Source organism: Paenibacillus chitinolyticus NBRC 15660 (assembly GCF_000739915.1).
GTDB classification, from domain to species: domain Bacteria; phylum Bacillota; class Bacilli; order Paenibacillales; family NBRC-103111; genus Paenibacillus_F; species Paenibacillus_F chitinolyticus.
Genome location: NZ_BBJT01000003.1, coordinates 954,636 through 979,915, shown reverse-complemented (window position 1 = coordinate 979,915; position 25,280 = coordinate 954,636). Strand labels below are relative to the sequence as shown.

Here is a 25,280-nt window from a genome sequence, read left to right as displayed (position 1 = left end):
GATTCGTCCGGGAACTAATTAAATGAACTCGCTTCAAATAATTAGTTCTTCCCCTTCCCTTAACAAGAACTATTAACTGTAACCGGAGGCTATTCGAATGCTTACATCGAAACATCAGGTTGCTTTGGATGCAGCCAACAAGATCATTGAGCAGAAAAAAGAGCATGTCGCCCAAAGTACTTATCGCCTGCATTATCACTTTATGGCACCGACCGGCTGGATCAATGATCCAAATGGGTTTGTTCAGTATAGCGGTGAGTATCATTTGTTTTACCAGCATTATCCTTACGATTCAAAGTGGGGACCCATGCATTGGGGTCACGCAAAGAGTGATGACTTAATTCACTGGAAGCACCTTCCGGTGGCATTAGCTCCATCCGAGCCCTATGATTCGGGAGATGTTGAAGGGTATGGCTGCTTTTCAGGGAGTGCCTTTGTCAACAATGGGGAGCTTGTACTTGCTTACACAGGTCATGTGGACGGTAATACGCCGCAGCAGGTTCAATGTATTGCTACTAGCAAGGATGGCGTTCATTTTGAAAAGTACGAACATAATCCGGTTATTGATCAATTTCCAAGCGAAGGAACCCATGATTTTAGAGATCCGAAAGTGTGGAAACATGAAGACAAATGGTATATGGTCGTAGGAACAAAAAAAGACGGTAAAGGCAAAGCCGCTCTTTATACTTCAGAAGATCAGCATAAATGGGAGTTTAAGGGGATAGCTGCTGAGAGTGACGGCACCCAGGGCGATATGTGGGAATGCCCGGATTTATTTCCGCTAAATCATAGACATGTGCTGATCGTTTCACCGATGTATGGTAAACAGAATGAGAATCCTTTTTATGTTATCGGAGATATGGATTATGAAGCAGGGATTTTCACTCAAAAAGTATCTTCTATACTAGACTATGGTTTTGATTTCTATGCTCCTCAAACACTAGTGGATGATAAAGGACGAAGAATTGTGATCGGCTGGATGGAAAAATGGTTAACTAAAATGCCATCGCAAGAGCATGGTTGGGCAGGGGCAATGTCCATTCCACGAGAACTTGTTCTCGAATCCAATCATGTAGTCAAGCAAAAACCTATAGAAGAGATCGTTTCACTAAGATCGGATTATCAGAAATGGGATGTCTCAGCTATTGACGGTGTAAAGGTTATAAGTGAGACTTATGATTCGGTTTCGGAAACGATTATCGAAGTTGATGTCAATGAAACAGATGCGGCTGCGTTTGGTTTACAACTGCGTTGTTCTCAAGATGGGGAAGAAAGAACGGATATTCTTTTTGATCTAAAGAATAATGAAATAAAGATGGACCGTACCCGTTCAGGGTCAGGTGAAAAAGGAGTAAGCACTGCGCCATTGCATATTAAAGATGGATCCATTCATATTCGCTTATTTATGGATACGACCTCGGTAGAGCTGTTTGTAAATGAAGGCGAGCAGGTAATAACGAATCGGTTTTTTCCGAATGAGAAAAGCCAACAATTTAACATCTTTACAAGTGACGGTCATTTGAAAATCCGTAATTTTGAATCATGGAAATTAAACTCAAGCTGGAAGTAGAAGGGTGAACTAACGATGTATGATGTAGTATCACTAGGGGAACTGCTCATTGATTTTACTCCTGTAGGAGTTTCTGATAACGGGAATACTCTTTTTGAAACGAATCCGGGAGGCGCACCTGCCAATGTGTTGGCGGTATTATCAAGATATGGGCATAAAACAGCGTTTATCGGCAAAGTGGGAGATGACCAACTAGGTCATTTCTTGGGAAAGGTTTTAGAAAATAATCATATCGATGCAAGAGGGCTCAGCTACGCGAATAATGTGAATACGACCTTAGCATTTGTTCACTTAGATAAAGCAGGGGATCGATCCTTTCACTTCTATCGTTCACCAGGAGCCGACATGATGCTGAGTGAAGACGAAGTAGATTTAACTCTGCTTAATAATGCTAAAGTATTACATTTTGGCTCGTTGTCCATGACCCATGAAATGGTTAAGAAAGCTACTTTAAAAGCAGTAGCAGCAGCGAATGAGAAAGGTATTCTGGTGTCTTATGATCCGAATCTGAGACCGCTGCTTTGGGATAGCTTAGAACGTGCTAAAGAGACGATTATTGAAGGAATGCAGTACGCAGATATTGTTAAAATATCTGAAGAAGAACTTTTATTTATTACAGGTCTGACGGACCTCGAAAAGGGATCAAGAGAATTGGTAGAGCGATTCCACTTGAAACTGCTGTTAATCACTTTGGGCGATAAAGGCTGCTTCTACCGATTAAAGCATGAAACAGGTTATGTCAAAGCCAAATCTGTGAATGCTGTCGATACGACTGGCGCTGGTGATATTTTTTTAGGCTCATTATTGCATAAGATTTTAGAAAAAAAAATAACGTTAGAATTGCTGACACCGGGTATAATTGAAGAAATGATCTCATTTGCCAATATTGCAGCTGGTCTCAGCACAACCCAAAAAGGTGCCATTCCCGCGATTCCTGAGCTTGATGATGTTAACAAGATTTTTGAAGATAACGTGTGAAGAGCCGAACATTCAGCTCTTTTTTCGTTGTTATGAAGATATACTTGTTTAATTAAGGTATTGAACTATGAGATTCCTAATCTGCAACAATTTAGAATGATTTGCGTTTGAGAAGTGGAAGTGTCCGATAAAGGAGAGATAAGATACAATGGCTACAGAAAAGTGCCATCAAGGTTTCTTTATGAAATGGGCGCACTAAAAGATAACAGTATATAGGGTTAAAAGTCATTGTAGTATTCTTGGGAGCAGCTATTGTAGCTGCTCCCTGTTTTCATTAGTCTACCCTATCAACCGATACGGTTAACCGTATTACAAATAGTGGTAAAGTGACGGATTTCGGCCTTCTGTAGTTGAGGGAGCACCTTAACCACTTCAGGGTTGTAAAGGATTTGAAATCCGGGGGCAGGCGAATGTGGTAGTGAATCGGATGGGGATTATACCGCAATATAGCTGAACGAGTGAGCTCGCCCAACGGTGAAGCAAGAATTTGGCTAATCCTTAAACTTTAGCTTCTTCACTAAGGAATGGTTCGGAAAAGAGTTCGAAATAAAGAGTGCATAATGCACATAGTTTGCGCTATATATTAGATTATGTGCAATATGCACATAATCTTGAGTGGAAGAAGGGTTTATAACTATGAAGGCAGCAATCGTAAAGGAAAAGGGGACAATTCCCGTAATGGGTCATTTTGATTTCCCCGTTGCGACAGATGGACAAGTTGTAATTAACGTTTCGGCAACAGCCTTGAGTCGAGTTAGCAAGTTCCGTTCAATGGGTATGCACTACTCATCTAAGGTTAACTTTCCAATTGTAGCCGGTCTTGACGGTGTTGGAACTTTGAAGGATGGAACTCGTGTTTACTTTGCACTGCCAACTGCACCGTATGGCAGTTTGGCTGAGCAAACTATTGTCAACGAGAAGCTGACTGTCCGCTTACCGGATGGTATTAATGATCTCACTGCTGCCGCTATTGCCAACCCAGCTATGTCGTCATGGGCTGCATTGGTATTTCGAGCTGACTTCAAACCCGGCCAAACGGTATTGATTAATGGCGCTACTGGTGCATCCGGTAGTTTAGCAGTTCAGATTGCTAAGGGACTGGGGGCCAAGAAGATCATTGTCACGGGACGCAATGAATCGAAGCTGCAAGTACTTGAAGCCGATGAGGCCATTGCATTTGACATGACAGCTGACAACGGACAAAATAGGTTTGAAAACGCCCTAATGTCGGTTGTTGCTGAAGGTGTTGATGTCGTTTTGGATTACCTTTGGGGCGATAGCGCACTTGCCATTATGTCAGCTCTTGCTAGGGCTCATACGGATCGTACCACCCGTTTTGTAAGCATTGGAACCTCATCCGGACAAGAAAATATTCATTTGCCTTCGTCTATTTTACGCTCATCAACAATCGAACTCGTAGGAAGCGGAGATAAGAGTGTTTCTAAAGCTGATATGCTATCCGCCGTTAAAGGTGTTTTTGACATGGCCGCCGAGGGGAAGTTAAAAATCGCCATAAAAGAGTTTGCTCTAGAAGATATCGAAGTGGCTTGGAATGCCCCACTGACGCCCCGTCCAGTTGTAAAGGTGCAATAAAAAATGGAAAACGAGATTTTTAAAGCGCTGTTCGATTTAGTTTCCATTATCAATCGGCCAGACCGAGATAAGAAAATGATTGATAATGCCGGCGTGAATTTGGAAGCAGTAACCTTTCGCGTCTTCGTTGGTATCGCGCATCTCCAACCGACTAGTGTTGGTGAATTGGCTGCCATGATGGGGAAAAACTATTCGAGCGTTAGTCGGCAAATCGATAAGCTAGAGACCGCCGGATTGGTTCATACGTATCCATCAAGTTCCGATTCCCGGATTCGTGTGTCTGAATTGACGACATACGGGGAGGAAGTGAGTACAATGATTGGCCTCGCCCGTGAGCGCAATATGCGCGAAGCTTTGGCTGATTGGACTCCGGAGGAAAGAAATGGATTATTGAATAATTTAAGACGTTTATTCGAATCGCTGAAAAGGTTCGACTAAGTACTGTTCAAAATGCAAGTTACATTAGTGGCCAGCAATGCCGCGCGGCACACTTAGGCGCATTTTTCGCCGATAGTCCCGTTAAGCTGAACCCTACCATAAGTGACGGCGAAAAATCACCCACAACCGGGGGTAGCTCCAGTATCATGCTTCGCTGGTTTTTGACTTCCATAAAACCCCCCTTTCGCCGTTCAGGGGAACCATTCCAGATTGTCAGCCGCAAACGTGATCGACGGATTCATAAGGAGAATCCGCGTAACTTCAGAGATTCTTTAGATTTTCCCCAACGAAATCTTCATATGTTTTTCTTATGCTGGGAGCTAAGACCGATTTTTAGCAGATAACCAGGAGGTTGTAGATGGAAAAGATCACCATATTGGTTGTGGATGACGACTCCGAAATCAGGGATTTTATACGTATCTTCTTGTGTAATGAAGGATATCATGTACTGGAAGCGGAGAATGGTTTGCAGGCGCTGGAGATTGTCAAGACATCATCCGTGCAATTGATCATTCTGGATGTGATGATGGCCCATATGGATGGAATTAGGGCATGCCTGAAAATCAGAGAAATCTCGAGGATCCCCATTATCATGCTGTCTGCCAAGGAAGAAGACATTGATATTATAACCGGGTTGACTACCGGAGCGGATGATTATATGACCAAGCCGTTCAGTCTCTTGGAATTGACGGCTCGAGTCAAGGCGCAACTACGCCGGCAAAGCTACTCCGTCAAGAAGCCAGAGCAAGACGTCATTGTCGTCGGAGACTTAATCATAGACGGGGCGATGCACCAAGTAACCGTAAAGGGAAAGGAAATATCCCTGACACCTCTTGAATTTTCCATACTCGAACTGATGGCAAGCCATCGCGGACATGTGTTCAGCGTGGATAAAATTTACGAACGGGTTTGGAAAGAGTCTTCCAGCATCTCGGATAATACGGTTGTAGTTCATATCCGAAACCTCCGGGAGAAAATTGAGGTGAACCCGCGGGAACCCCGGTACGTCAAGACAGTCTGGGGAGTGGGATACAAAATTGAATAAACTCCTTTCTCTGATTTTCGGGAAACGAAGCATTCGTGTGCGCATGTTCTGGTCGTTTATCCTAAGCTTAACCCTTGCGATGAACGTATCGTCCTTACTCAACGAATCTTTGCTAAATAGTCTTCTTGCCGCTAGACACTTCCCCTATCTATCAATCGTGCTATATGGCGTATTATCTACCGTTTCGTTTATCGTCCTCTTTATTTTGAGCTTCTCCCTCATGACCCGGCGCATCGTGCAATATTTGCTTAGTCTGGCTGAAGGACTTGATTATATCGCCGGAGGAAATCTGCGCCATCGCGTTCCGCTCTTAAGGAAAGACGAACTGGGCAGGGTTGCGGAAAACATTAACGCGATGGCCGAAAAACTGGAACGCCAAATCGCAAAGGAACGGCAAATCCAAAAGTCCCAAATGGACTTGATTACAGGCGTATCCCACGATTTACGGACGCCCCTTACCAACATTATTGGATATCTGGAATTGTTGAAAAATAGAGTCTATCACAATGAACAGGAGCAGGAACGATTCGTCGACATCACCTACAATAAAGCCATGCAACTGAAGAACCTCATTGATGACTTATTTGAGTACACGCGTCTCACAACCAGTGACGCCAAGTTTGTAATGGGCCAGTTCGATATACGGGAGCTGCTCTCGCAGATTGCGGCCGAATTTCAACCCTTCGCCAAAGAACATGGGGTCACTGTAGAGACGTATTTGGCGTTCAAGTCGATGCCGATACCTATGGATCCGGGAAAAATAAGGAGAGTCATCGACAACCTTCTGATGAATGCTTTGAAGTTCTCCGTGAAGCCGGGAGTTGTACGCGTTTCATTGGAAGCACGCCCCCCTTTTGTTGCCATCAAGATCGAGAATGAAGGAACTCCGATATCGAAGGAACAGGAGGAGCTGCTATTTGGGCGGTTTTACAAAGCCGACCACTCGAGAACGGCCAATGCGATCCAGACCGGTTCAGGATTAGGACTATCCATTGTCAAGAGTATCGTCGAACGGCACAACGGCACCTTAAGCCTGGTTCATTCATCAGGACATTTTACTTTCATCATTGAACTTCCCTTGACCACCGCCGCCCATGACGATGAAAATTAGTCGTTCACCTTATAATTCACTTCCGGGTATTTGGCTTCCAAATCTTTCAGCGCAGAATCGTCCTTCCCTTTTAAATACCGATCGAAGAAGGCAACACTGAATTCGTTCACGATGCGGTGATCCCGCCGCGGGTCTGCGCCGCCCAAGCCCGGCAGCGGAGAGAATAATGCAAGATCGGAGTAGCTTGCATGCTTTGAACCCGGAATAAGGATCGATAACCCCCCGCCTGCCAAAGCATTGCGCGATTTTTGTATATATTCTTTTCTCGGGGCTTCAAACACTTCGCGGCTTACCCCACCTAACTGTTTAGCGACATCGTCGTATGAGGCCATCACCAAATTGTAGATCTCCTCGGAATACATCTGAAAGAACGGTTTCCCCAATCCTTTGTCGGAAACCGGCGGACCATAAATCCCGCCGTCCATGCATAAGGCAGCCTTCACGCGCGAATCGTTCTTCGTCATTTGCAATGTAACGGCTCCCCCGAACGAATGTCCAAGCATGCCGATTCGATCGATATCGATTTTGCCGGTAAAACGGCCTGCAGGATCGTTCCGATTAAGCTTCTCCACTTGATTGAGCACAAAGGTAGCATCGTCGGTCCAAAGCGGGATATGCTGTTCGTACTGGGCATTGGAAGTCAATTTGCTGTCCGTTCTGCTCGGGGCTACTCTTCCGTCGGGAAACACTGAAGCGGCAGCTTCATAAGCATAATCGATGCCTACCACGATATAGCCGTGGCTTGCCAGTTCTTCCACCTGGTACATATTTTGATTGCGATACCCGTTCATTCCGTGAGAAAAAATCAATACCGGATAACGGCTTTCCGCATCCGAAAGCTTGGCTTCCAACAAAGAATGCGTTTTGATCAGTCCCAGATGGCTAAACGTGAAAGCCGGAAGGCCGAGCGTTTTGGACGATATTCCTCCAGTCACTTTTGACGCGTTTAAAAGATAAGGACTCCTCTTTTCCCCTCTTCCTTCGGCGGCCGGATACCAAACTTGCACCATCAACTCGCGTCGGTCTTCAGGGTTGCTCGAATACGTTTCCCGCCGCTGTTCATCTACCCAGTGATAAACCGTCGTTCCGACCGCATATGGCCCCGTCGGTTTCTCAAACGAGAATACCGGCAATATCGCAGGCGGCGCAACCGAAACCAACAAATATACGGTCAATAGCACCGCTTGAACCGTAACCGCAATCCGGCTTCTGCCGCCCTCCCTCCGCTTGCCAATGAAGAAATAAGCCGTCAATAAGAGTGGCGTCAAGTAGGCAGGAACCATCTCCCACCGTCCACCTTCCACGACAATCTGCACAATTACCAAACTGTAGGCGGTCCCTAAAGGGATGAACAATCCCCGGCCGCCTTTCTTGTTCGCGATTACCGCCCAGTACAACAAGCCAAAATTGACCACGATCAAGCCTATTTCCCAAAACCTCATGCCGATTCTACCTCCCGTTATTATAAATACGAACTTGATCCAGCTTACAAAAAAATTATAAAGATGAAAGGGGGAATATTATAAATTTTTTATGAATGTCGAGGGGGAAATTGTCCTTCCGCTATAAGGTGTAGAAACGAGGCAAATACCATCGTTAGGAAGGTTCAAATGTTTACATTTGTTATGGGGAGAGGCTGTAACGCAATTGCGACAGAGCTTGCTGTTACATTGGCACGCATCCCGGTGCGCGCGAACGTTGAGTTGCCGCGGCAAAAAGCTCAAGTTCAATAAGCTTGAGCTTTTTTGTCGTGCTCGCGCGGAAGTTCCGCAATTGGCAATTTCATCGACGTTTGACGGTGAATCAAAAAAATCGAAAAAAATGCTGCCATGCCAAATCTTTTTAGCTGCATGCTCGTTGTACTAGCCGAAGCATGCTCGGGCGCGCGCCCAGAGTACCTTTGGTTAGCCATTAAGGCACTTTGTTCTGCAACGCAGAATCTTCACGTGAATTAATTACGCTTGATGAATTATTATCTATATGGAATAAGGCATTAGAGAAAGAGACAGTAATACGGTACATTATTTATTCCTTAAATCACAAACCGCACTTCAATCTTCTCCAAAACGTTATACCGAGACACAATACGCGGGGAACCGTACCATAAGTGACGGCGAAAAATTTAGTGTGGCTCCCATTATGGCGTGGACACTGTAAACGGTATACACATGTAGTGATGTTAAGATTAATCTAAACTTGCGCCTTTGTTTGCTGATTCTGATAATCAGTAGTCGTCTGTGACAAAACAGCTTTAAGGCAGAGCCTTCAACACAACATTTTTAAATAAATTCTGAATGTCAAATGACATTCGTCAAGGTTGCCATAATTCAGGAGAAAAAAGCTTAGAAAAATGAAAGATTCTTCAAATACGATGATTTATAATGAAGAATTAGGGGGGATAGATTACAATGAACCAAGACAGTAAAATAGAAGTAAGAAAGAGTATTTTATATAATTCGTTGAATGAACTTTTACGTAAAAAAATGCCAGCAATTTGCAGAGATATAGAAAAAGCTATTTCTGACAGAAATTACACTGATGTGATGAATAATATTGTATGTTTACTTGAAACACATATTTGGGGACAAGACACTCAATGGAGAGTTGAAGCGGAGGTCGAATGTTATCCTTGTCATGAAAGTGGAAGACCTTTTGCAATTGGTGGATTTGTCTTTCTTGAGGAAGTTGCGGGGCAAAAAATTATACATTTTAAGACACAAATGTATAATAGCTTTGATGAATCAACAATTAAGAAGAAAGATACAATAAAAATTAATTATGATAAAGTCAATGATTATGAATTTATACAACCATTTATTCAAGAGACGGAAGAATTTTTAGACCAATTTTATAATGTTTTTATGACAGGTTCAGATATTTTTGTTCGAGAATGGCGACTAGCAAAATCAGAACAGGAAAATTTGTAACAGAAAAAGACTCCATGAATAGCACTGCTAATAAGCATCTGAGTTATAGCTAGAGTTTAAAAACTGTAGAAAAATTTATATTTTCAAAGTAAATCAATCCCTCTTCTAAGTTGTTTCTTCATGGAAAGAGGGATATTTTATTTCCAACAAATTATTCTTGTCAAAAACGAAATTTCCAATAAAATAACTCGTACAGAATTGCTAAAGCGAAATTCTGCTAAATTAATGGAGAAAGGAGTGTCATCATAAATATTGGAACTAAAGCATTCAAAACAATTTGGCAGAGCGCCAGAGCCAGAATCAAGCTAAATCCCTGCTTCATTTGAAAAAATGATTCGCTCGTAGATTTTCTTAGCATTACTCTTAATGAGGGATTGTCAGAGTTTAGTGAGGAAACACAAAGGTAGATACTCTTAGGTCTAATTTGTATCATATATTGAACACGTAAGCGAAAAAAACGATAACACCCACTCTTAATATAAGAGTGGGTGTTCATCAAACAACAATGTATATTTTGTAGTCAAATCCTACTTTGTGCTTGGGTATATCGCGGGGAACCTTACCATAAGTGGCGGCAAAAAATTGGAGTGAAACGGCTCCTTAGTAACCTATCAAATCTTCCTGGCAACAATAAAATATTCCTGAGAGCTTTTCTTCAAGCAATCCGATTCGACAATTGAAAAATTCCCTTCCTCAATTGTAACGACTAAATTGCGTATTTTAAATGATCTTATCTTCGGTGCTAGACCAACTCTGCCTGCAAAGAATAACAAGCTGCTTAGAAATATTTTTTCTCCCACGCAGGGTGTTGCAGAAATCAATAATCCTCCTGGTTTCAACAGTTCATTCATTCTTCGCAGAACGATATGCCCATCTTCCAATCGATTTGATCATATTGACTTGCTGTTTTGTCCCAGAAACGTTCTGATGTATTCATTTCTGTTACACCTTCTTTTCTAGAACATCAACCCGGTTGAATCCTTTAAGGATTAGCCATATGGCCAAAATTAATTGTTGAGAGGCTATTGGAACGTTCAACGTCATGTAGGTTGCATCGAGACCGATGAAGCGAATCATAAATAATAAGCTTGCCAATATGGACAATATCGACCCAATAAGACCCGAAACGGATAACCAACGCGGAACAAATTTTGTTTGGTAAAATATGCAGTTAAACAAGAACATTGCCAAAACAGATGTCAGTGTCGTGGCCACATGGTTCACCAGATCACGTCCTTCCCGTAACAATCCACCTAGGGTCTGAAAATACGAACCATTCAGAGTTCCGAATTTTGCAAATTCGTGGCTTAATGTCAGCAGCAACAGAAGAATGATTACACCAATAATAATGAACACACCCGCAATGATGCCGAAAGCAACAGATCCAAGAGCTAAACCTTTATGAGGCTTGCTTAAAATCGGATACATCAAAATAGGAATACCAACATAGGCAACAACCATTAACAACTGGAAAAACGCTCCTATTAGTACCTGATTTCCATTTGTAGAAGCCTTGACAAGGTAGTCTGCTCCATCTATAACAGGAACGACACTAAATATACCTGTAACCAACCCGGATATTAATAACACCCCGGTAATTACTGCAGACCTTCTACCTGAATTTGTACTCTTCCTCAACATAATGAACCTCCTTATTGCTTATCATCATATTGAAAGACCTCTTCGATGGACTTTTCGAAAACACGTGCGATGCGAAAAGCCAGCTCCAATGAAGGTGAATAATTCCCCTTCTCGATGGCAACTATCGTTTGAAACCAATTCTTGCTCTCGAAGACAAGCGAAAACAGCAACTGAAAAACAACGAGAGCACTATGACCGAAAGACTTCCGAATCCCTGCCTCGAGGAGCAGTTTACCGAGTTTAAGAGATCGAAATACGGACGAAAAGCGAGACTGGTCAGACAGGGAACGATGGAGTACCATTGGGTTACACACCTTTCTTTGTTTGCATGGCCGCTCGACACTTCCATGATACTAAACAAAGAGGGTGTTTTTCTGTCAATAGAAGAAAAATATTGCTTGAACTCTCACAGCCGCATGGAGTTCAGGCTAATTCGAGGCTGCGAAAGTTGCAAGCAGAGCTCCGTGGAGATTGGCTTCCCCTCCCTTGTAGCCCTGATATGGATTCTGTATGTGTAAACCCTGCCTCGCTGCAGTGACGGAAGCAAACTGACACAAAAGACCCGCAGCCTGCGTTCGTAACCGAACGTGTGGCTGCGGGTCTTTTTTTATACATGCGGGCAGAAGATTCAGGACCCGATCGCCTGCATGCCCCGCGAGTGGCGGTACAGCTCCTCGTAGTAGCCTTTCTTGGCCAGCAGCTGCCCGTGGGTGCCTTCCTCCACGATCTCGCCGTGCTTCATGACAATGATCCGGTCGGCGTGCATAATCGTGGACAGCCGGTGGGCGATGAGCAAAGACGTCCTGCCTTCGGAGACGACGGAGAGCGCCTTTTGCACGAGCTGCTCCGTATGGGAGTCGAGGTTGGCCGTAGCTTCGTCGAGTATAAGAATTCTCGGTTTGAATACGAGAATTCGCGCGAACGACAGGAGCTGTCTCTCGCCGGCCGAGAGGCCGCTGCCGCGTTCCGAAAGCTTCGTGTCATACCCGTCCTTGAGCCGGGCGATGAGCGGATGGGCGCCGACGGCCTTACAAGCGGCGGTCACCTCTTCGCGGCTGATTTCCTGCCGGAACAGCCGCACGTTGTCGAGGATCGTCCCGGAGTACAGGTACGGTTCCTGCTGGACGAGCCCGATCATCCGGTGAAGCGTATCCTGCGGAATGCGCCGGATATCGGTTCCGTCGATCGTGACGCTTCCGGCGTTCACGTCATAGAAGCGGGTAAGCAGGGAGATCAGCGAACTTTTGCCGGCGCCTGTCGTTCCGACAATCCCGATCATTTCCCCCGGTTTGATGTGCAGGTCCAGATTCCGGAGGACTTTGCTTCCCTCCACATAAGAAAAATCCACGTGATTATAGTCGATTTTTCCGGCTGTTTTTTTCCAGTCGACTTCGGCTTTACCTTCGCCGGCAGGTTCTTTTACATCGGGTTCCGTGGAAAAAATGTTCCACAGCCGCTCCATCGAAACGGAGGTCGATTGCAGAGTATTCCACTGTTGGGTAATCTGGTTGATCGGCTGAAAAAACTGGCGGATGTAAGTGATAAACGCGTAAAGCACACCGAATTCGATGCTGTCGCCGAGAAAAGCGAGTCCCCCGAGCCACACGAGAAGTGCGACGGATATGTTGCCGAAAGTATCGAAGGACCGGTTGAACAGCACGTTGGTGCGGATTTCTTTCAGGTTGGCTTTCAAGTACTGCCCGTTGCGGTCGCTGAAACGTCCGAACTGCTCATCCTGCTGGTTGTACGTCTGAATCAGGCTCATCCCGGCGAGATTTTCAGCCAGATAAGCGATGAGGCGGGACAGCTGCGCCCGCGTCTCTTGGTAAGCTTTTCGCAGCATGGAACGGAAAAGGACGGCGATCAGCGCGATGACCGGCAGAAGAAGCATGCTGTACCAGGCGAGTGTGGCGTCCAGTTGAAACATGAAAAAGATGATAAGCACCAGGGTCATCCCGTCCCGGACTAGACTGAGGAATACCTGAGTGAAAAACTGGCTGATCGTCTCGGTATCGCTCGATTCGAGCGTGACCAGGCTCCCGATCGGATAACGGTCGAAGAAAGACATCGACAGTTTTGAAATATGAGCGAATAGATTTTTGCGGATACTGGCGACGATGCTTTGCCCGGCATACTGGAGCAGGTTGTTCTGGATATAGGTAAAAGCAAAGTTGACGACGGACAGCCCCAGGTAAAAGAGGCCGATGATCAGAAGGGGCCGCATGGCTCCGCTTCCGCCGAATAGGTGGTCGTCGATGGCGATTTTGACCAGATACGGCTGCAGCAGCTCGGCCATGATGGCGATCAGCGAGCAGAAAAAAATGCCGATGAACGTGAGCTTGTGCGGCTTGGCATACGTGAGCGTCGCTTTGAATGCGGCGAGTCTGCCCGGGCGCGGGCCCTCTTTCGGTTCGGTGGCTCCGCTGCTTTTCGCGGTATCCGCCGTTTGCCCGGGCCTCTCAGTTCCGGCCGAACCGGTGGAAGCAGGCTCCCTTGGAGCGTTGGCGTCCGGTGATTTCGGATCAGGCATGCCGGGTCCCCTCCTCCTGAATCTGATACAGGGAAGCATACAAGCCCGGAAGGGCGAGTAGCTCCTTGTGAGTGCCCCGCTGCACGATGCGGCCTTCATCCAGGACGATGATTTCGTCCGCATGCTTGACCGCACTGATCCGGTGCGCGATGATCAGCGTTGTTTTGTCGCGATGGGCGGCGCGGATTTGGCGGACGATGTTCGTTTCGGTCACGGCATCCACGGCGCTAACACTGTCATCGAGAATGAGGATGGGGGCCCGCTTCATGAAGCCGCGCGCCAGACTCGCTCTCTGGCGCTGACCGCCGGACAAGGTGATGCCGCGTTCGCCGAGCTTCGTTTCGAACCCGCGCGGCAGCTCCGTAATGCTGCTGTAAATCTGCGCCTCGCGCGCGGCCTGCTGCATTTCGTCGTCCGCCGCATCCCGCCTGGAGAAGGCGATGTTGTCCCGGATCGTCGTGCTGAACAGAAAGCCGTCCTGCGGGACATAGGCGATCTGCGAGCGCAGGCTTTCGAGCGTTACCCGGCGTATATCGTGGCCACCGATATAAATCGTACCCGCGGGCGGATCGTAAATGCGCAGGAGCAGCTTGACGAGCGTTGTTTTGCCGCTCCCCGTGCGTCCGATGATGCCAAGCGTCCTGCCCGGCTCCACTTTCAGATCGATGGCTTCCAGAGCGCGGCGGTCCGAACCGGGGTAGCAGAAGGATAGTCCGCGGATTTCCAGTTCTCCCGCACCGTTTTCCAGATGCGCCGCTTTTGCCTCCTCCCGGATATCGGGTTTTACGGCCAGCAGGTGATTGAGACGCTCCAGCGACGCGCGCGAACGCTGCATCATATTGATCACGTTGCCGATCTGCTGCAGAGGCGTCATCATCATCCGTAAGTAGAAGGTAAGGGACACGAAGCTGCCGAGCGTAATTTGGCCATGCAGCGTCATATAGCCCCCGGCGAGAATGGCAATGATCATCGAAAAAGAGCCCATCAAGGGAAGAAGGGACTGGAAAAGCGACGACATCCGGACGAGCCGAAGCTGCTTTTCCCGGATATCATCGACGTTCCGGCCGAAACGCTCGTAGGCGATTTCTTCGGCCGCGAACGTTTTGGTTACGCGGATACCGCCGAACTGTTCCTCGGCCGATTCGGTCATCGTGGCGAGCGATTCCTGCACCTCAAGAGACCGGGAGCGGATGCGCGGCCCGAGGAACACGACGATAAACGGGATAAGAGCCATAGGCGCGAGACTCAGCGCTATTAAGCCGAAAGGAATGGAACTGAAGGACATCATGACAAAAGCGGAGAGAATAAAGAAGATGGCATTGGTGGTCTGGTTGACTCCGTTCGAGATGGACTCTCGGACTGCCGTCACGTCGTTCATGACGTAACTGAGGAGCTTGCCGACACCGTGCCTGGAGAAATAATGCTCGCTGAGCGTGGAGAAATGACGGAACAGCTTCTGCCTTGTCGCGTATTCGAACCGGCGTCCAAGCCGGGCGTTCGTATACTGGCCGATACCGAAAAGCACTCCGTAGGCCACACCGATTCCGAGAAGCTGCAAGCTGTAGCCGGCAACCGTGTGGGACGTGGCGACTTTCAGCTGCAGATCGTCCGTAAATTCTCCCAGGACTCTGGGGAAAAACGATTGCACCACGTTAGACAGGATAATAAAGGCGACCCCGACCGAATACAACCCCAGGTTCGCTTTCACATAATTCCGAAGCAGCCTCTGACTGCCCATGCCACCACCTCCTCAGGGATAAATTCATTTCTTTATTGTAAAGGCCAATGGAAAAAGCGGGCAAGGCAGCTAGAGCGCCATATAGGCGGAAATGAGACCGTACGGCGGACAAAACGGGCTGAAAGCGATTTATTTCCAAGAAAATCGAAAGATTTGGAGAACGTCTCCAATTAAAGGACTGAGGATGGCTGAATTAAGAGGCCGGACAATAAAAAAGCAGAACAATAAAAAGCCCCCGTGATGGGAGCTTTTTTCCTCTGGTGCATCTCTAAAGCGGGGGGAACGCCGTAAGAATGGCGGGCTTTCCTGCAAGGCGGCACGACCGGTTTCGTAAACTTCACCTAAACGGCCCAGTAACCTCACATTCGGCATCAACTTGCAGCCTCTACGTACGTCTCCCTGTCTGCCTCGCTCAGGAGCGTACCGCGCGGTCCGCGTTGACCCGGCCGTACACCCAGTACGTCCCCGTTCCGTAAATCGGATCGGCGTTAAACAGAATCGCGTCGCGGATTTGCGCATTCGTACGGCCCTGTCCCGCAAGGAGCGCGGCTACGCCCGACACGTGGGGGGCTGACATGGACGTGCCGCTGAGATAGGCGTAGCTGGAGCCGGGGAACGTCGAGAGGATCGCCGTTCCGGGCGCGGCGACCTGCACCCAGCTTCCGCGGTTGGAGAAAGAGGAGATGTTGTCGGCCCAATCTGTGGAAGCCACTGAAATGACCGTCGAATAGGCGGCCGGATAGTTGGGGGTCGTGCTCCCGTCATTCCCGGCCGAAGCCACGATGACCGAGCCTTTGCCCCAGGCGTAATCGAGCGCGTATTGGAGAGTAGTCGAGCTGTACGGGGAACCGAGACTCAGGTTGATGACCTTGGCGCCGAAGAAGGAGGCGTATATGATCGCGTTGGAGATATTGCTTACCGTTCCGCTGCCGGAGTTGTCGAGAACACGGATAGGCTGAATGGAAGCGAGCGGGGCGACGCCGGCGATTCCGATCCCGTTGTTCGTAACGGCGGCCGCGATGCCCGCCACATGGGTGCCGTGTCCGTTGCCGTCACTCGGATTCGGATCATTGTCCACGTAATCGTAACCGGGAACCAGATGCGCGACCAGATCCGGATGCGTCAGTTCGACTCCCGTATCGAGGACGGCGATGACGACCGAACTGGCGCTTTGCGCCACATCCCATGCCGAGGGGGCCGAAATTTTTTGCGGACCGTACTGATAGAGGCCGAAATAAGGATCGTTAGGGATGGCTAATGCATGCACATCCGAGGAGGATTGCCCTTTCCCGGGCTTCTTGCCGCCGGAAGGCGCGGGCTCGAACGCCTGATACATGTAGTTTAATTCGGCATACTCCAGCACCTCGTGTTTTTCATAGTGCTTGATCGTTTTGAGAAGAGGCCGCTTCGTAAACAGAACTTGGTGACCGAGCGTGCCGCACTGTTCCACGACTTTGCATTTGTATTTTTTATGAAGGTTTGCAATAAGCTCTTCCGGAGTTTCCGGTTTGAACTTTACGATCAGCTGGCAGGGCCGATGGGGTTCTTTCGGCAGTTCTTTTTTGCGGAAAATGAAATAAACGACAGCGGCTGCGGCGATGAAAGCGAGTACGGAGATCAAAGTCGTCATGGATCATTCCTCCCGGATTCGATTAGAAAAATCTCTCTATGTTATGAACCGCTAGATTGAGAGGATTGGGGGGTTGTCTCTTTATAAAAAATAATCACGTATATTTAACAAATTTAATCATGGACGCGCTTACAACTTATGCTTATAATGCGGAAAGAGCCTGAGAATCGGAAAATTTTCCCGATTGATCGGATGCTTAAGCCGGAAGGGTGAATCCGTTGTCGACGAACATACGAAAAATGCTGATCATGAATTTTGTGTCGTCCATTATTTTTATTTACATCGGGATTTTCGTGAACCTGTATATCTGGCAGGCGAATACCAGCATTTTTGAAATTTCCTGGTTCAACATGGTGATGTTTCTCGGATGGGGATTTTCGTTCGTTCTCGGGGCGAAACTGCTCTACCACCGTACGATCCGCCTGCTGCTCGCCCTGTCCGCATTCGGAGGTACGGCCGCATTTGTTATGCTGACGTTTCTTACGCTGGAGAACCGGATTTTGTGGATCGCCCTGATCGGATTTCCGGTCGGTCTCATGTGGGGGTTCTATACGGTCGCCCAAAATCTAAGCGTTTCTTTTTCCGGGAAAGGAACTGAAATCGCCTCTTTTTTTGCGGCGAACAATCTCATCGCGTCGATTTTGTCCATGGTTATTCCTATTATTTCGGCCAGTTTATCAGCTGGTTCGGGTATGAAAGCTCGTTTGTCCTGATGTTTGTCTTCCTGATCGTCATGCTGATTTTCTCGGCTACGATGCCTCGTATATCACTTCCGAGAACGGAAACGCCCCGGCTGGGCTTCTGGCAGCAGCTTCAGTGGAAGCGGGTTTTCGGCGACCGCCATTCGGTCTGGCTGATCCTCTCAATATTGGCTGGAGGCGTATTCCTTCAGTTTCAAAACCTGTTTACACTTGTCTTCACGTTCACGGTTACCCAGGATAAGCTGCTGATCGCACTGCTGAATCTGTTGTATACGGGCGCGGCTTTTCTGGGGCTGATTTTGTACCGCAAGTTCAAATGGAACGATCATTTCTGTCTCTGGCTCGGCGTTCTTCTGCTGTCGGCCGGGTTTGTGATCGCGATGTTTCCTCTTAAACCGCTGCTGATCCTTTCGAATGTGCTTACGGCGTTCGGCATGTTTTTCTTTGCGATGATCTGGAACGCCCAGCAGTTTCAATGTATTGAGGACTACGCACCGGGCCGGAAAGCGGCCTTCCTTATCTGGCGGGAGAGCATGCTGGTCGGCATGCGGATTGTGCTGCTCGTATTCATTATGTCTTTGGATAAACTGGAGGGCTGGCTGTACATTTCCATTATCGGCGTCACGCTCGCCAGTCTGATTTTGATTCCGGTCGTGCAGGCGAAAGCCGTCAGGCTAATGGCCCACGGCCGGAAAAAAAGGGAGGGCACGGAACCTCTCGGAGAGGAAGGAAATCTGCCTCGACCGCCTACTTTCTCCGCCTGAATTCCCTGTAAAACGGGACCGAAATAACCGGATTTGGGACTATCTTCCCAGATCCGGTTTTCTTTTTGCACCGAGGATGGTGCAAAAGGTTTGATCTTTTCAGTTGGAAGCGGTTGCGTTATCTTGGGCTTACAGGAACCTTTCCTTTACAAAATGTTTAAGCCATACAGAAACCGTTTTAATTCGGAAGGAGATACCACAGATGGAGAAAGAGTTTTCCGTACAAAATCCGTTAGGTATTCACTCGCGTCCCGCAGGGGCACTTATGAAAAAAGCAAAAGCGTTTACATGCGACATTACGATTGCCAAGGGCGACAAAAGCGTCAATGCGAAAAGCATCGTCGGACTGCTTTCTTTGGAAATGCGTTACGGCGATAAAGTAACGGTCAAAGCTTCCGGCGAGCAGGAAGAAGAAGCGGTGAACGAGCTGGGAACCATGCTCGAATCCGTACTTGAATAGGTGACCGGATGATAGAGGAGAGAGTTACCGAAAGCGTGAAGGGCATCGCGGCCGCTCCCGGCTATGCGATGGGGAAAGCGCATTTATGGCAGCCGCAGGCTGAGAAAGCCCAGCGCAGAACGCTGCCGGAAGAGGAAATCGCAGCCGAGGTTGCCAGGCTGGAGGAGAAGACACGGGAGGCGCTTGACGAGCTTCAGTGCCTCAAAGAAGAAACCGCTCTCAAACTGGGCGAGGCTCATGCCGAAATTTTCGAGACGCACATGCTGCTGCTCGAAGACGACGATTTCGTCGGGGCGGCGGCCGAAGCCGTCCGCTCGGAGCGGTTGAACGCCGAAGCGGCCGTGGAAGACGCGGCGAAGGTGCTCGTGGAGCTGTTCGAGAACATGAGCGACGCGTACATGCGCGAACGCGCCTCGGATATCCGCGATGTGGCGGGCCGCCTCCAGCGCCTGCTGCGCGGGGAATCCGCCGGCGATATCGGCGGCGGGGGCGAAGCGGTCGTCCTCTTCGCCCATGACCTTACGCCGTCGGATACGGCGCGGCTCGACCGCAGCCGCATCGCCGGCTTCGTTACGGCGGTGGGCGGCCGTACCTCGCACTCGGCGATCATGGCCCGCTCGCTGGAAATTCCCGCGGTCGTCGGCATGGGCGCGGGGGCGGAGCGGGTACAGCCCGGCGACTACGTGATCGTGGACGGGGGCGAAGGCACCGTCCACATCAATCCCGATGCCGGGCTGCTGGAGCTGTACCGGAGCAAGCAGCTCCGGTACGAAGAGCGCCGCTCGCGGCTGGGCGTCTACATCGGACGCCCGACGGAAACCGCCGACGGGCATCATGTGGAGCTTGCCGCCAACATCGGCAGTCCGCAGGACGCCCAGGCTGCCAGAGACGGCGGAGCCGAAGGCATCGGGCTGTACCGGACGGAGTTCCTGTACATGGGGCGCGATACGATGCCGACGGAGGAGGAGCAGTTTCTGGCCTACAAGATCGTGGCCGAAATGTTCGCCGGCCAGCCGGTCGTCATCCGGACGCTGGACATCGGCGGAGATAAGGAGCTTCCTTATCTGACTCTGCCGAAGGAAGCGAACCCGTTCCTGGGCTACCGCGCTATCCGCCTCTGCCTGGACCGGAAGGATCTGTTTCGCACGCAGCTGCGCGCGATACTCCGTGCGAGCGCTTACGGCAATGTGAAGATCATGTATCCCATGATCTCGAACATCGAAGAGCTCCGTCAGGCGAACGCGGTCCTGGCCGAAGCGAGAGCCGAGCTGGACGCCGAGGGCGTCAAGTACGCACAGGACGTCGAGGTAGGCATCATGATCGAGGTGCCGGCGGCGGGTATGGCGGCTGACCAATTGGCGCGCGAAGCCGACTTCTTCAGCATCGGCACCAACGATCTCGTGCAGTACATGATGGCGGCGGACCGGATGAACGAAACGATCGCGCATTTGAGCGAACCGTTCAATCCGGGGGTGCTCCGGCTGATCCGACACGTCATCACGGCGGCGCATGCGAAAGGCCGCTGGGTTGGCATGTGCGGCGAAATGGCGGGCAGTGTCGTCGCGATACCGCTGCTGCTCGGCATGGGGCTGGATGAGTTCAGCATGGGAAGCGGCTCCGTCGCTACGGCGCGGGCGCTTATGCATAAGCTGAACCGGAGCGAGCTTAGCCGTCTGGCGGACGAAGCGCTGGAACTGGATACGGCCGAAGAAATTCGTCGGCATATCATAAACCGGGTTCCGGCCGTGGCGGAGTGGCTGTAAACTTTAGCGCGGGCCGGCCCGATATACCCGTAAGTCTAAAAATACCTCAAAATGAAACAACGCACGCTTACGAGTGAAATCAGCGGAAACTGCGAAGACAGTATCTCGGCGGGAAAGGTCTTGTTTTTCTTCCGTACTGGCGGGCGGGTAGTGGTACAATAGACGTTAACAGGATGAATATGCAGGAGGGCTATCATGACGCTCACAACGCGATCTCGTGCACTGCTCAAAAAAATCGTCTATTCCCACAGTCCGCTCCGCATCAAGGAATGTGCGGAAGTGTTTCAAGTCAGCGAACGAACCGTGAAATACGATCTCGAATCCATCCGGCTTTGGCTTCAGCAGGAGCAGATTGAACTGCTGTCAAAGCCGAGCCGGGGGATCTGGATCGACTGCAGCGATACGGACCGCATTCATCTGCTGGAGAAGCTGGATGCCGTCGGCGAGCACGTCTTTCTGAACCAGCAGGGACGGATGAGGCACATGCTTATCGATCTGCTGCTGCTGGACGGGTACCTCACCATCGGCGAGCTCGTCGCCAAGCACGATGTAAGCCGGAACACGGTTCAGGCGGATTTGGCTCTTGCCGATCAATTGCTTGCGGGTTCGGGACTGACGCTGAACCGCACCCGGCACGGAATCCGGGTAAGCGGTTCCGAAATGAGAAGGCGGGGAGTGCTGGAGCATGTGATCCAGGACCTGCTGGACGGAAACGACATGTTCCAGATCGTGCAGGGAGTCGTGCAGGAGCGGCGTCCGCACCTTCACTTCAGCAAGCTGTTGGAATGGTTTCTGCAGCCGGTGCGCGATCTCGACCGCGTGTTCGAGGATGTGGGCTCCCTGGTCCGCGAGATCCGGGAGAAAACCCAGCTGCTGCTGACGGACAATGCGATCATCGGGGTGTTTATCCGGCTCTGCATCGTCATTCAGAGGCAGCGCCCGGCGGAGGAACAACCGGCCGCCGATTCCGGCGAACGCACTGTCGCCTCCGATCAGCGGTCGCTGGCCGGCTATCACCTCAGCATCTCGGATTTATTCCGGCAGAAGCTGACGGGACTGTTCGCGGAGCTGGAGCTTCCTCTTTCGGAGGAGAACATCCGCTACGTCAGCCTCCCGGCAATCGGTTTGATCCCTCCGCTGCTTAAAGGACGGGATGAAGAAGGGGCGCAGCTGCCTGACGCTTTTGCCGTGACGAAGAAGCTTATCGACATCGTGAGTGAGTCGGTTCACGTCCGGTTCCGCAAAGATCCGGATCTCATGCAGCATCTGCATGCGCATATCGCAGACAAACTGAACAAGTACAGCTACGGAGTCGCGGAGCCGAATCCGCTGCTTCAAGAAATACTCCGATCTTACCGGACCATGTTCGAAACCGTGAGATCCGCCTGCGGTGAAGTATTTTCCCCTTATGGCATTCTGTTGTCGGACTCGGATATCGCTTATATTGTTCTGCACTTTCAGGCCGCTTTCGAACGCAGGCAGGAAGTCCAGCAGTACCGGGCGCTGGTCGTATGCGGAACCGGCCGGGGGACGTCGAAGCTTTTGAAGACGGTCATCGAAAATGAAATCAAGACACTCCAGGTCGCGGCTTTCTGTTCCGTGATGGAGTTTGACAAGCAGGTTGTCGGCGATTTCGATCTGGTCATCAGTATTTTCCCGATTGAAGCGCACGTCCCCGTCGTGGTAGTCAATCCGATTCCGGATAAGAACGATTTCAAATCGATCCGGCTGAGGCTTGAAAACCTGGAGAAGCACGGGGGTGCGGAGGGCGTGTCGGCAGGCCGGTCATCGAGCCTGCAGCGGCCCGAGCTTTCCTATCTGGAGCAGAAATTCCAGGATATCATCTGGAAAGGCTTCGAACTGAGCCGGGCAATCCGGACACGTTTCGCTCCGTATCTGAATGAAGAGAGACTCGAAGGCCTGACGCTTCATCTGCTTTTTATGATGAACCGCATCGCATTCGATACGGCTTATATCCAGACGGACTCCGCTCTTTCAGCCGAAGGGGCGGAAGGCGAGCTGGCGGAGGAATTAAAAATGCTGCTTTCCGAGCATCGCATCCACGCGACGGAAGGCGAAGTAATGGCCATTCTACGGTATTTTGAGAGGAGTGCGTAACCATGAAAGCGGATTTGTTGATCCACGGAGGAACAGTAATCGATCCTTCCACAGGAATATCCGGTGCATTTGATGTTGCGGTCAGCGGAGGGAAAATCACAGGTGTTTTCAAACCGGGTACGGCTGTCGTCGAGGCCGGGCAAACGCTCGATGCTTCGGGGAGTTATGTATCGCCGGGCTTCATTGATATTCATACCCACATTTATGAAGGCGTGCCTGCCATGGGCGTAGCCCCTGACCGTGTCGGAATCGACCAAGGGGTAACGACTGTGGTCGACGCCGGAAGCTCGGGAGCCGCCAATTTCGACGATTTCGTCCGCAGAAGCATCGAGCCGAGCAAAAGCCGCGTTTACGCCTGGCTGAATATCTCGGCGCCGGGCCTCGTCGAAGGACGTTCGGAGCTCGCCGATCTGACCAAGCTGGACCCCAAGGAAGTTCTGGCGGTTATCGAGCGCAACCGGGACGCTATTATCGGGATCAAGGCCCGTATGAGCGGCTCGGTCGTCAAAACAAGCGGCATCCGGCCTCTGCAGATCGCCAAGGATACGGCGAGAGAAGCCGGTCTTCCGGTGATGGTCCATATCGGCAACGCCCCGCCCCAGCTTGGAGACGTGCTGGATCTGCTGGAAGCCGGCGATGTGGTCACGCATGCTTTCCACGGCAAAGCGGGCGGCATCCTGAGCCCGGACGGAGGCTTGATTCCGCAGGCGGTCCGCGCGCTTGAACGCGGTGTCCTGTTCGATGTCGGACACGGAAGCTCCAGTTTCAGCTTTGACACGATGAAGAAAGCGAAGGAACTGGGGATCGACCCGTACTCCATTTCCACGGACTTGTATCTGGAAAACCTGGAGCGCGGGCCGGTTTACAGCCTCGCCCTGACCATGACGAAGCTCCTGGCGATGGGATATTCCCTGGAGCAGGTGGTAGCCTGGTCCACCGTGGCCCCGGCCAAAGCCATTCAGCGTGAAAACGAAATCGGTACCCTCCGAGAAGGCGCCGAAGCGGATATCACCGTATTCCGGCTTGTGCAGGAGCCCGTTTCCCTTACGGATTCGGAAGGCACAACGGTCCGATACGACCAGCAGCTGCTGCCGCAATATACTTTAAGAGCTGGAGCGATACATCATGTACAACATAAATGAAGTCCTGGAAGAAATTCCGCAAAAAACGGAAGCTTCTCCCGAAAAGCTCGAAGCGGTGAAAGACCTGCTAACGAAACTTCGTCCGATGTCGCAAGAGATCGGGCTTAGTATACCGCATACGAAAGCCGTCATTATCGGCATTCATCTTCTCGCTTTCCTGAGAAGAGTCGATCAGGACGAATATTTGCCGGAAATCGAGCCCGAGATGTTCGAGGAGATCAGCGCGGAGTCCATAGATCTCAGCAAGCGCTTGTTCGCCGGCTACAACATGCCGCCGCAAAGGAAACTGGATGACGCCGAGGTATTCTTCCTGGCTGTTCATTTCGAAGCGGCGAAAACTAACCTTTGAGGAGTGAAAGTTCATGGAAAACAAAGTGAAAGTAGTTATCGGTGACCGTCTCGGCAAAGGCCAGAACGTGGCAAAAGGGGTAGAGGCAGCGGGAGGCGTTGCGATTGTGATTCCGGGCGTAGGCGCTGACATGAAGCTCGGCGACGTGATGAACAAGGAAAACGCGGATTTCGGCATTTCCTTCTGCGGAAGCGGCGGAGCGGGTGCGGTTACGGCGAATACCAAATATAAATATCCGATGGAATTCGGCATGCGTTCCATTGATGCGGGCGTTACGGCGATACGCGAAGGTAAAAAAGTTCTTGGGTTCGGTTTCATGGATGTCGAAGAACTCGGCCGCCGTCTAACCGAAGAATATATCAAGAAAAACGGGAGGTAAACCATGTTTCAGGAAAAGCCGTTAACACTCGTCGTAAGCGGGATGTCGGAAACCAAGCAGGGAGCTTTTCAACAGGCTCTGACCCGCATGAAAAGCCAAATTTCGAAGGAGACGTCAGATGTTCTTCTGCAAATCGAGCCTCAGGATGTGGAAGTCGTTTCGGCCCATTTGACGCAATACCGTGAGAAGTTTCTCGGATTCTTATTTCCGCGGACGAGAACTCGTTACGAGGTGACTCTGCGAATAACGGTCAAACTGAAATATGTAAACCTTTCGGAAGTGGAATTTACAGAAAATAAAGAGAACCTTAGCAAGTATCAGCGTCTGCTTCATATGCGCTGAGCTGCCGGGGCAGCTGTGTTGTGTGAGGATAGAGAGAACTGGAGACCACCTGTATACTGAA

Annotated in this window: 22 protein-coding genes; 16 read left to right on the top strand and 6 right to left on the bottom strand. The window is 49.9% G+C overall.

What is annotated here, in order from left to right; translation table 11 throughout:
* Positions 1-97 precede the first annotated feature (97 nt).
* The 6 genes from PCH01S_RS09780 to PCH01S_RS09755 all read left to right on the top strand — a co-directional run bounded on the left by PCH01S_RS09780 (position 98) and on the right by PCH01S_RS09755 (position 6,735).
* A complete protein-coding gene (locus PCH01S_RS09780; protein WP_042228755.1) occupies positions 98-1,570 on the top strand; it encodes a glycoside hydrolase family 32 protein in 1,473 nt (490 codons plus the stop codon).
* Between the two features lie 15 nt (positions 1,571-1,585).
* Positions 1,586-2,548, top strand: coding sequence for a PfkB family carbohydrate kinase (locus PCH01S_RS09775; protein ID WP_042228754.1), 963 nt, complete (start codon positions 1,586-1,588; stop codon positions 2,546-2,548).
* Between the two features lie 636 nt (positions 2,549-3,184).
* The gene (locus tag PCH01S_RS09770; RefSeq protein WP_042228752.1) at positions 3,185-4,141 is read left to right on the top strand and encodes a quinone oxidoreductase family protein; all 957 of its coding nucleotides are present in this window, start codon (positions 3,185-3,187) and stop codon (positions 4,139-4,141) included.
* A 3-nt stretch (positions 4,142-4,144) separates the two neighbouring features.
* Positions 4,145-4,579: a MarR family winged helix-turn-helix transcriptional regulator gene (locus PCH01S_RS09765; RefSeq protein ID WP_042228750.1), complete on the top strand. Its 435-nt coding sequence runs from the start codon at positions 4,145-4,147 to the stop codon at positions 4,577-4,579.
* 358 nt (positions 4,580-4,937) lie between these two features.
* Positions 4,938-5,624, top strand: coding sequence for a response regulator transcription factor (locus PCH01S_RS09760; protein ID WP_042228749.1), 687 nt, complete (start codon positions 4,938-4,940; stop codon positions 5,622-5,624).
* Positions 5,617-6,735, top strand: coding sequence for a sensor histidine kinase (locus PCH01S_RS09755; protein ID WP_241688838.1), 1,119 nt, complete (start codon positions 5,617-5,619; stop codon positions 6,733-6,735). Before PCH01S_RS09760 ends, PCH01S_RS09755 begins: the two co-directional genes overlap by 8 nt.
* Here the strand turns inward: PCH01S_RS09755 and PCH01S_RS09750 are convergent.
* Entirely contained in the window at positions 6,732-8,177 is a 1,446-nt protein-coding gene (locus PCH01S_RS09750) for an alpha/beta hydrolase family protein (protein ID WP_042228747.1), read from the bottom strand. The genes PCH01S_RS09755 and PCH01S_RS09750 overlap by 4 nt on opposite strands.
* A 966-nt stretch (positions 8,178-9,143) precedes the next feature.
* Between PCH01S_RS09750 and PCH01S_RS09745 the strand changes: the two genes are divergently transcribed.
* On the top strand, positions 9,144-9,662 hold the full coding sequence (locus tag PCH01S_RS09745) for a hypothetical protein (RefSeq protein WP_042228745.1): 519 nt from the start codon (positions 9,144-9,146) through the stop codon (positions 9,660-9,662).
* A gap of 942 nt (positions 9,663-10,604) precedes the next feature.
* On the opposite strand, the gene PCH01S_RS09735 is transcribed toward PCH01S_RS09745, so the two are convergent.
* The 5 genes from PCH01S_RS09735 to PCH01S_RS09715 all read right to left on the bottom strand — a co-directional run bounded on the left by PCH01S_RS09735 (position 10,605) and on the right by PCH01S_RS09715 (position 17,201).
* On the bottom strand, positions 10,605-11,303 hold the full coding sequence (locus PCH01S_RS09735; RefSeq protein WP_042228742.1) for a DUF4386 domain-containing protein: 699 nt from the start codon (positions 11,301-11,303) through the stop codon (positions 10,605-10,607).
* Between the two features lie 11 nt (positions 11,304-11,314).
* Positions 11,315-11,605, bottom strand: a complete 291-nt coding sequence (locus PCH01S_RS31740) for a helix-turn-helix transcriptional regulator (RefSeq protein WP_327195255.1) — start codon at positions 11,603-11,605, stop codon at positions 11,315-11,317.
* 326 nt (positions 11,606-11,931) lie between these two features.
* On the bottom strand, positions 11,932-13,833 hold the full coding sequence (locus PCH01S_RS09725) for an ABC transporter ATP-binding protein (RefSeq protein WP_042228740.1): 1,902 nt from the start codon (positions 13,831-13,833) through the stop codon (positions 11,932-11,934).
* Positions 13,826-15,571, bottom strand: a complete 1,746-nt coding sequence (locus PCH01S_RS09720) for an ABC transporter ATP-binding protein (RefSeq protein ID WP_042228738.1) — start codon at positions 15,569-15,571, stop codon at positions 13,826-13,828. Before PCH01S_RS09720 ends, PCH01S_RS09725 begins: the two co-directional genes overlap by 8 nt.
* Before the next feature lie 412 nt (positions 15,572-15,983).
* Positions 15,984-17,201, bottom strand: coding sequence for a S8 family peptidase (locus tag PCH01S_RS09715; protein ID WP_042228736.1), 1,218 nt, complete (start codon positions 17,199-17,201; stop codon positions 15,984-15,986).
* Between the two features lie 218 nt (positions 17,202-17,419).
* Between PCH01S_RS09715 and PCH01S_RS31305 the strand changes: the two genes are divergently transcribed.
* The 9 genes from PCH01S_RS31305 (at position 17,420) to PCH01S_RS09675 (ending at position 25,219) form a co-directional block, all read left to right on the top strand.
* Positions 17,420-17,914: a hypothetical protein gene (locus PCH01S_RS31305; RefSeq protein WP_241688839.1), complete on the top strand. Its 495-nt coding sequence runs from the start codon at positions 17,420-17,422 to the stop codon at positions 17,912-17,914.
* The gene (locus PCH01S_RS31300) at positions 17,914-18,666 is read left to right on the top strand and encodes a hypothetical protein (RefSeq protein WP_241688840.1); all 753 of its coding nucleotides are present in this window, start codon (positions 17,914-17,916) and stop codon (positions 18,664-18,666) included. The genes PCH01S_RS31305 and PCH01S_RS31300 overlap by 1 nt, the downstream gene beginning before the upstream one ends.
* Positions 18,667-18,868: 202 nt before the next feature.
* Positions 18,869-19,126: an HPr family phosphocarrier protein gene (locus PCH01S_RS09705; RefSeq protein ID WP_009677256.1), complete on the top strand. Its 258-nt coding sequence runs from the start codon at positions 18,869-18,871 to the stop codon at positions 19,124-19,126.
* Between the two features lie 8 nt (positions 19,127-19,134).
* A complete protein-coding gene (gene ptsP / locus PCH01S_RS09700; protein ID WP_042228734.1) occupies positions 19,135-20,889 on the top strand; it encodes a phosphoenolpyruvate--protein phosphotransferase in 1,755 nt (584 codons plus the stop codon).
* A gap of 195 nt (positions 20,890-21,084) precedes the next feature.
* Positions 21,085-23,007: a BglG family transcription antiterminator gene (locus PCH01S_RS09695; protein WP_042228733.1), complete on the top strand. Its 1,923-nt coding sequence runs from the start codon at positions 21,085-21,087 to the stop codon at positions 23,005-23,007.
* Between the two features lie 2 nt (positions 23,008-23,009).
* Positions 23,010-24,149 (top strand): amidohydrolase/deacetylase family metallohydrolase, encoded by a 1,140-nt coding sequence (locus tag PCH01S_RS09690; RefSeq protein ID WP_042228732.1) that lies wholly within the window; start codon positions 23,010-23,012, stop codon positions 24,147-24,149.
* Entirely contained in the window at positions 24,133-24,498 is a 366-nt protein-coding gene (locus PCH01S_RS09685) for a PRD domain-containing protein (RefSeq protein WP_042228731.1), read from the top strand. Before PCH01S_RS09690 ends, PCH01S_RS09685 begins: the two co-directional genes overlap by 17 nt.
* Positions 24,499-24,511: 13 nt before the next feature.
* Positions 24,512-24,877, top strand: coding sequence for a glycine-rich SFCGS family protein (locus PCH01S_RS09680; RefSeq protein ID WP_042228730.1), 366 nt, complete (start codon positions 24,512-24,514; stop codon positions 24,875-24,877).
* Positions 24,878-24,880: 3 nt separating this feature from the next.
* Positions 24,881-25,219 carry a DUF4312 family protein gene (locus PCH01S_RS09675; protein ID WP_042228729.1) on the top strand — a complete coding sequence of 113 codons (339 nt, stop codon included), beginning with the start codon at positions 24,881-24,883 and terminating at the stop codon, positions 25,217-25,219.
* Positions 25,220-25,280: the final 61 nt, after the last annotated feature.

Excerpts from the sequence above, each read along its gene's own strand:
- PCH01S_RS09780 (WP_042228755.1), top strand. The coding sequence starts at position 98 with ATGCTTACATCGAAACATCAGGTTGCTTTGGATGCAGCCAACAAGATC.
- PCH01S_RS09725 (WP_042228740.1), bottom strand. The coding sequence starts at position 13,833 with ATGCCTGATCCGAAATCACCGGACGCCAACGCTCCAAGGGAGCCTGCT.
- PCH01S_RS09765 (WP_042228750.1), top strand. The coding sequence starts at position 4,145 with ATGGAAAACGAGATTTTTAAAGCGCTGTTCGATTTAGTTTCCATTATC.
- PCH01S_RS31740 (WP_327195255.1), bottom strand. The coding sequence starts at position 11,605 with ATGGTACTCCATCGTTCCCTGTCTGACCAGTCTCGCTTTTCGTCCGTA.
- PCH01S_RS09695 (WP_042228733.1), top strand. The coding sequence starts at position 21,085 with ATGACGCTCACAACGCGATCTCGTGCACTGCTCAAAAAAATCGTCTAT.
- PCH01S_RS09770 (WP_042228752.1), top strand. The coding sequence starts at position 3,185 with ATGAAGGCAGCAATCGTAAAGGAAAAGGGGACAATTCCCGTAATGGGT.
- PCH01S_RS31300 (WP_241688840.1), top strand. The coding sequence starts at position 17,914 with ATGTTTGTCTTCCTGATCGTCATGCTGATTTTCTCGGCTACGATGCCT.
- PCH01S_RS09690 (WP_042228732.1), top strand. The coding sequence starts at position 23,010 with ATGAAAGCGGATTTGTTGATCCACGGAGGAACAGTAATCGATCCTTCC.
- PCH01S_RS09680 (WP_042228730.1), top strand. The coding sequence starts at position 24,512 with ATGGAAAACAAAGTGAAAGTAGTTATCGGTGACCGTCTCGGCAAAGGC.
- PCH01S_RS09760 (WP_042228749.1), top strand. The coding sequence starts at position 4,938 with ATGGAAAAGATCACCATATTGGTTGTGGATGACGACTCCGAAATCAGG.
- PCH01S_RS09775 (WP_042228754.1), top strand. The coding sequence starts at position 1,586 with ATGTATGATGTAGTATCACTAGGGGAACTGCTCATTGATTTTACTCCT.
- PCH01S_RS09750 (WP_042228747.1), bottom strand. The coding sequence starts at position 8,177 with ATGAGGTTTTGGGAAATAGGCTTGATCGTGGTCAATTTTGGCTTGTTG.
- PCH01S_RS09715 (WP_042228736.1), bottom strand. The coding sequence starts at position 17,201 with ATGACGACTTTGATCTCCGTACTCGCTTTCATCGCCGCAGCCGCTGTC.
- PCH01S_RS09685 (WP_042228731.1), top strand. The coding sequence starts at position 24,133 with ATGTACAACATAAATGAAGTCCTGGAAGAAATTCCGCAAAAAACGGAA.
- PCH01S_RS09675 (WP_042228729.1), top strand. The coding sequence starts at position 24,881 with ATGTTTCAGGAAAAGCCGTTAACACTCGTCGTAAGCGGGATGTCGGAA.
- PCH01S_RS09735 (WP_042228742.1), bottom strand. The coding sequence starts at position 11,303 with ATGTTGAGGAAGAGTACAAATTCAGGTAGAAGGTCTGCAGTAATTACC.
- ptsP (WP_042228734.1), top strand. The coding sequence starts at position 19,135 with ATGATAGAGGAGAGAGTTACCGAAAGCGTGAAGGGCATCGCGGCCGCT.
- PCH01S_RS09705 (WP_009677256.1), top strand. The coding sequence starts at position 18,869 with ATGGAGAAAGAGTTTTCCGTACAAAATCCGTTAGGTATTCACTCGCGT.
- PCH01S_RS09745 (WP_042228745.1), top strand. The coding sequence starts at position 9,144 with ATGAACCAAGACAGTAAAATAGAAGTAAGAAAGAGTATTTTATATAAT.
- PCH01S_RS09720 (WP_042228738.1), bottom strand. The coding sequence starts at position 15,571 with ATGGGCAGTCAGAGGCTGCTTCGGAATTATGTGAAAGCGAACCTGGGG.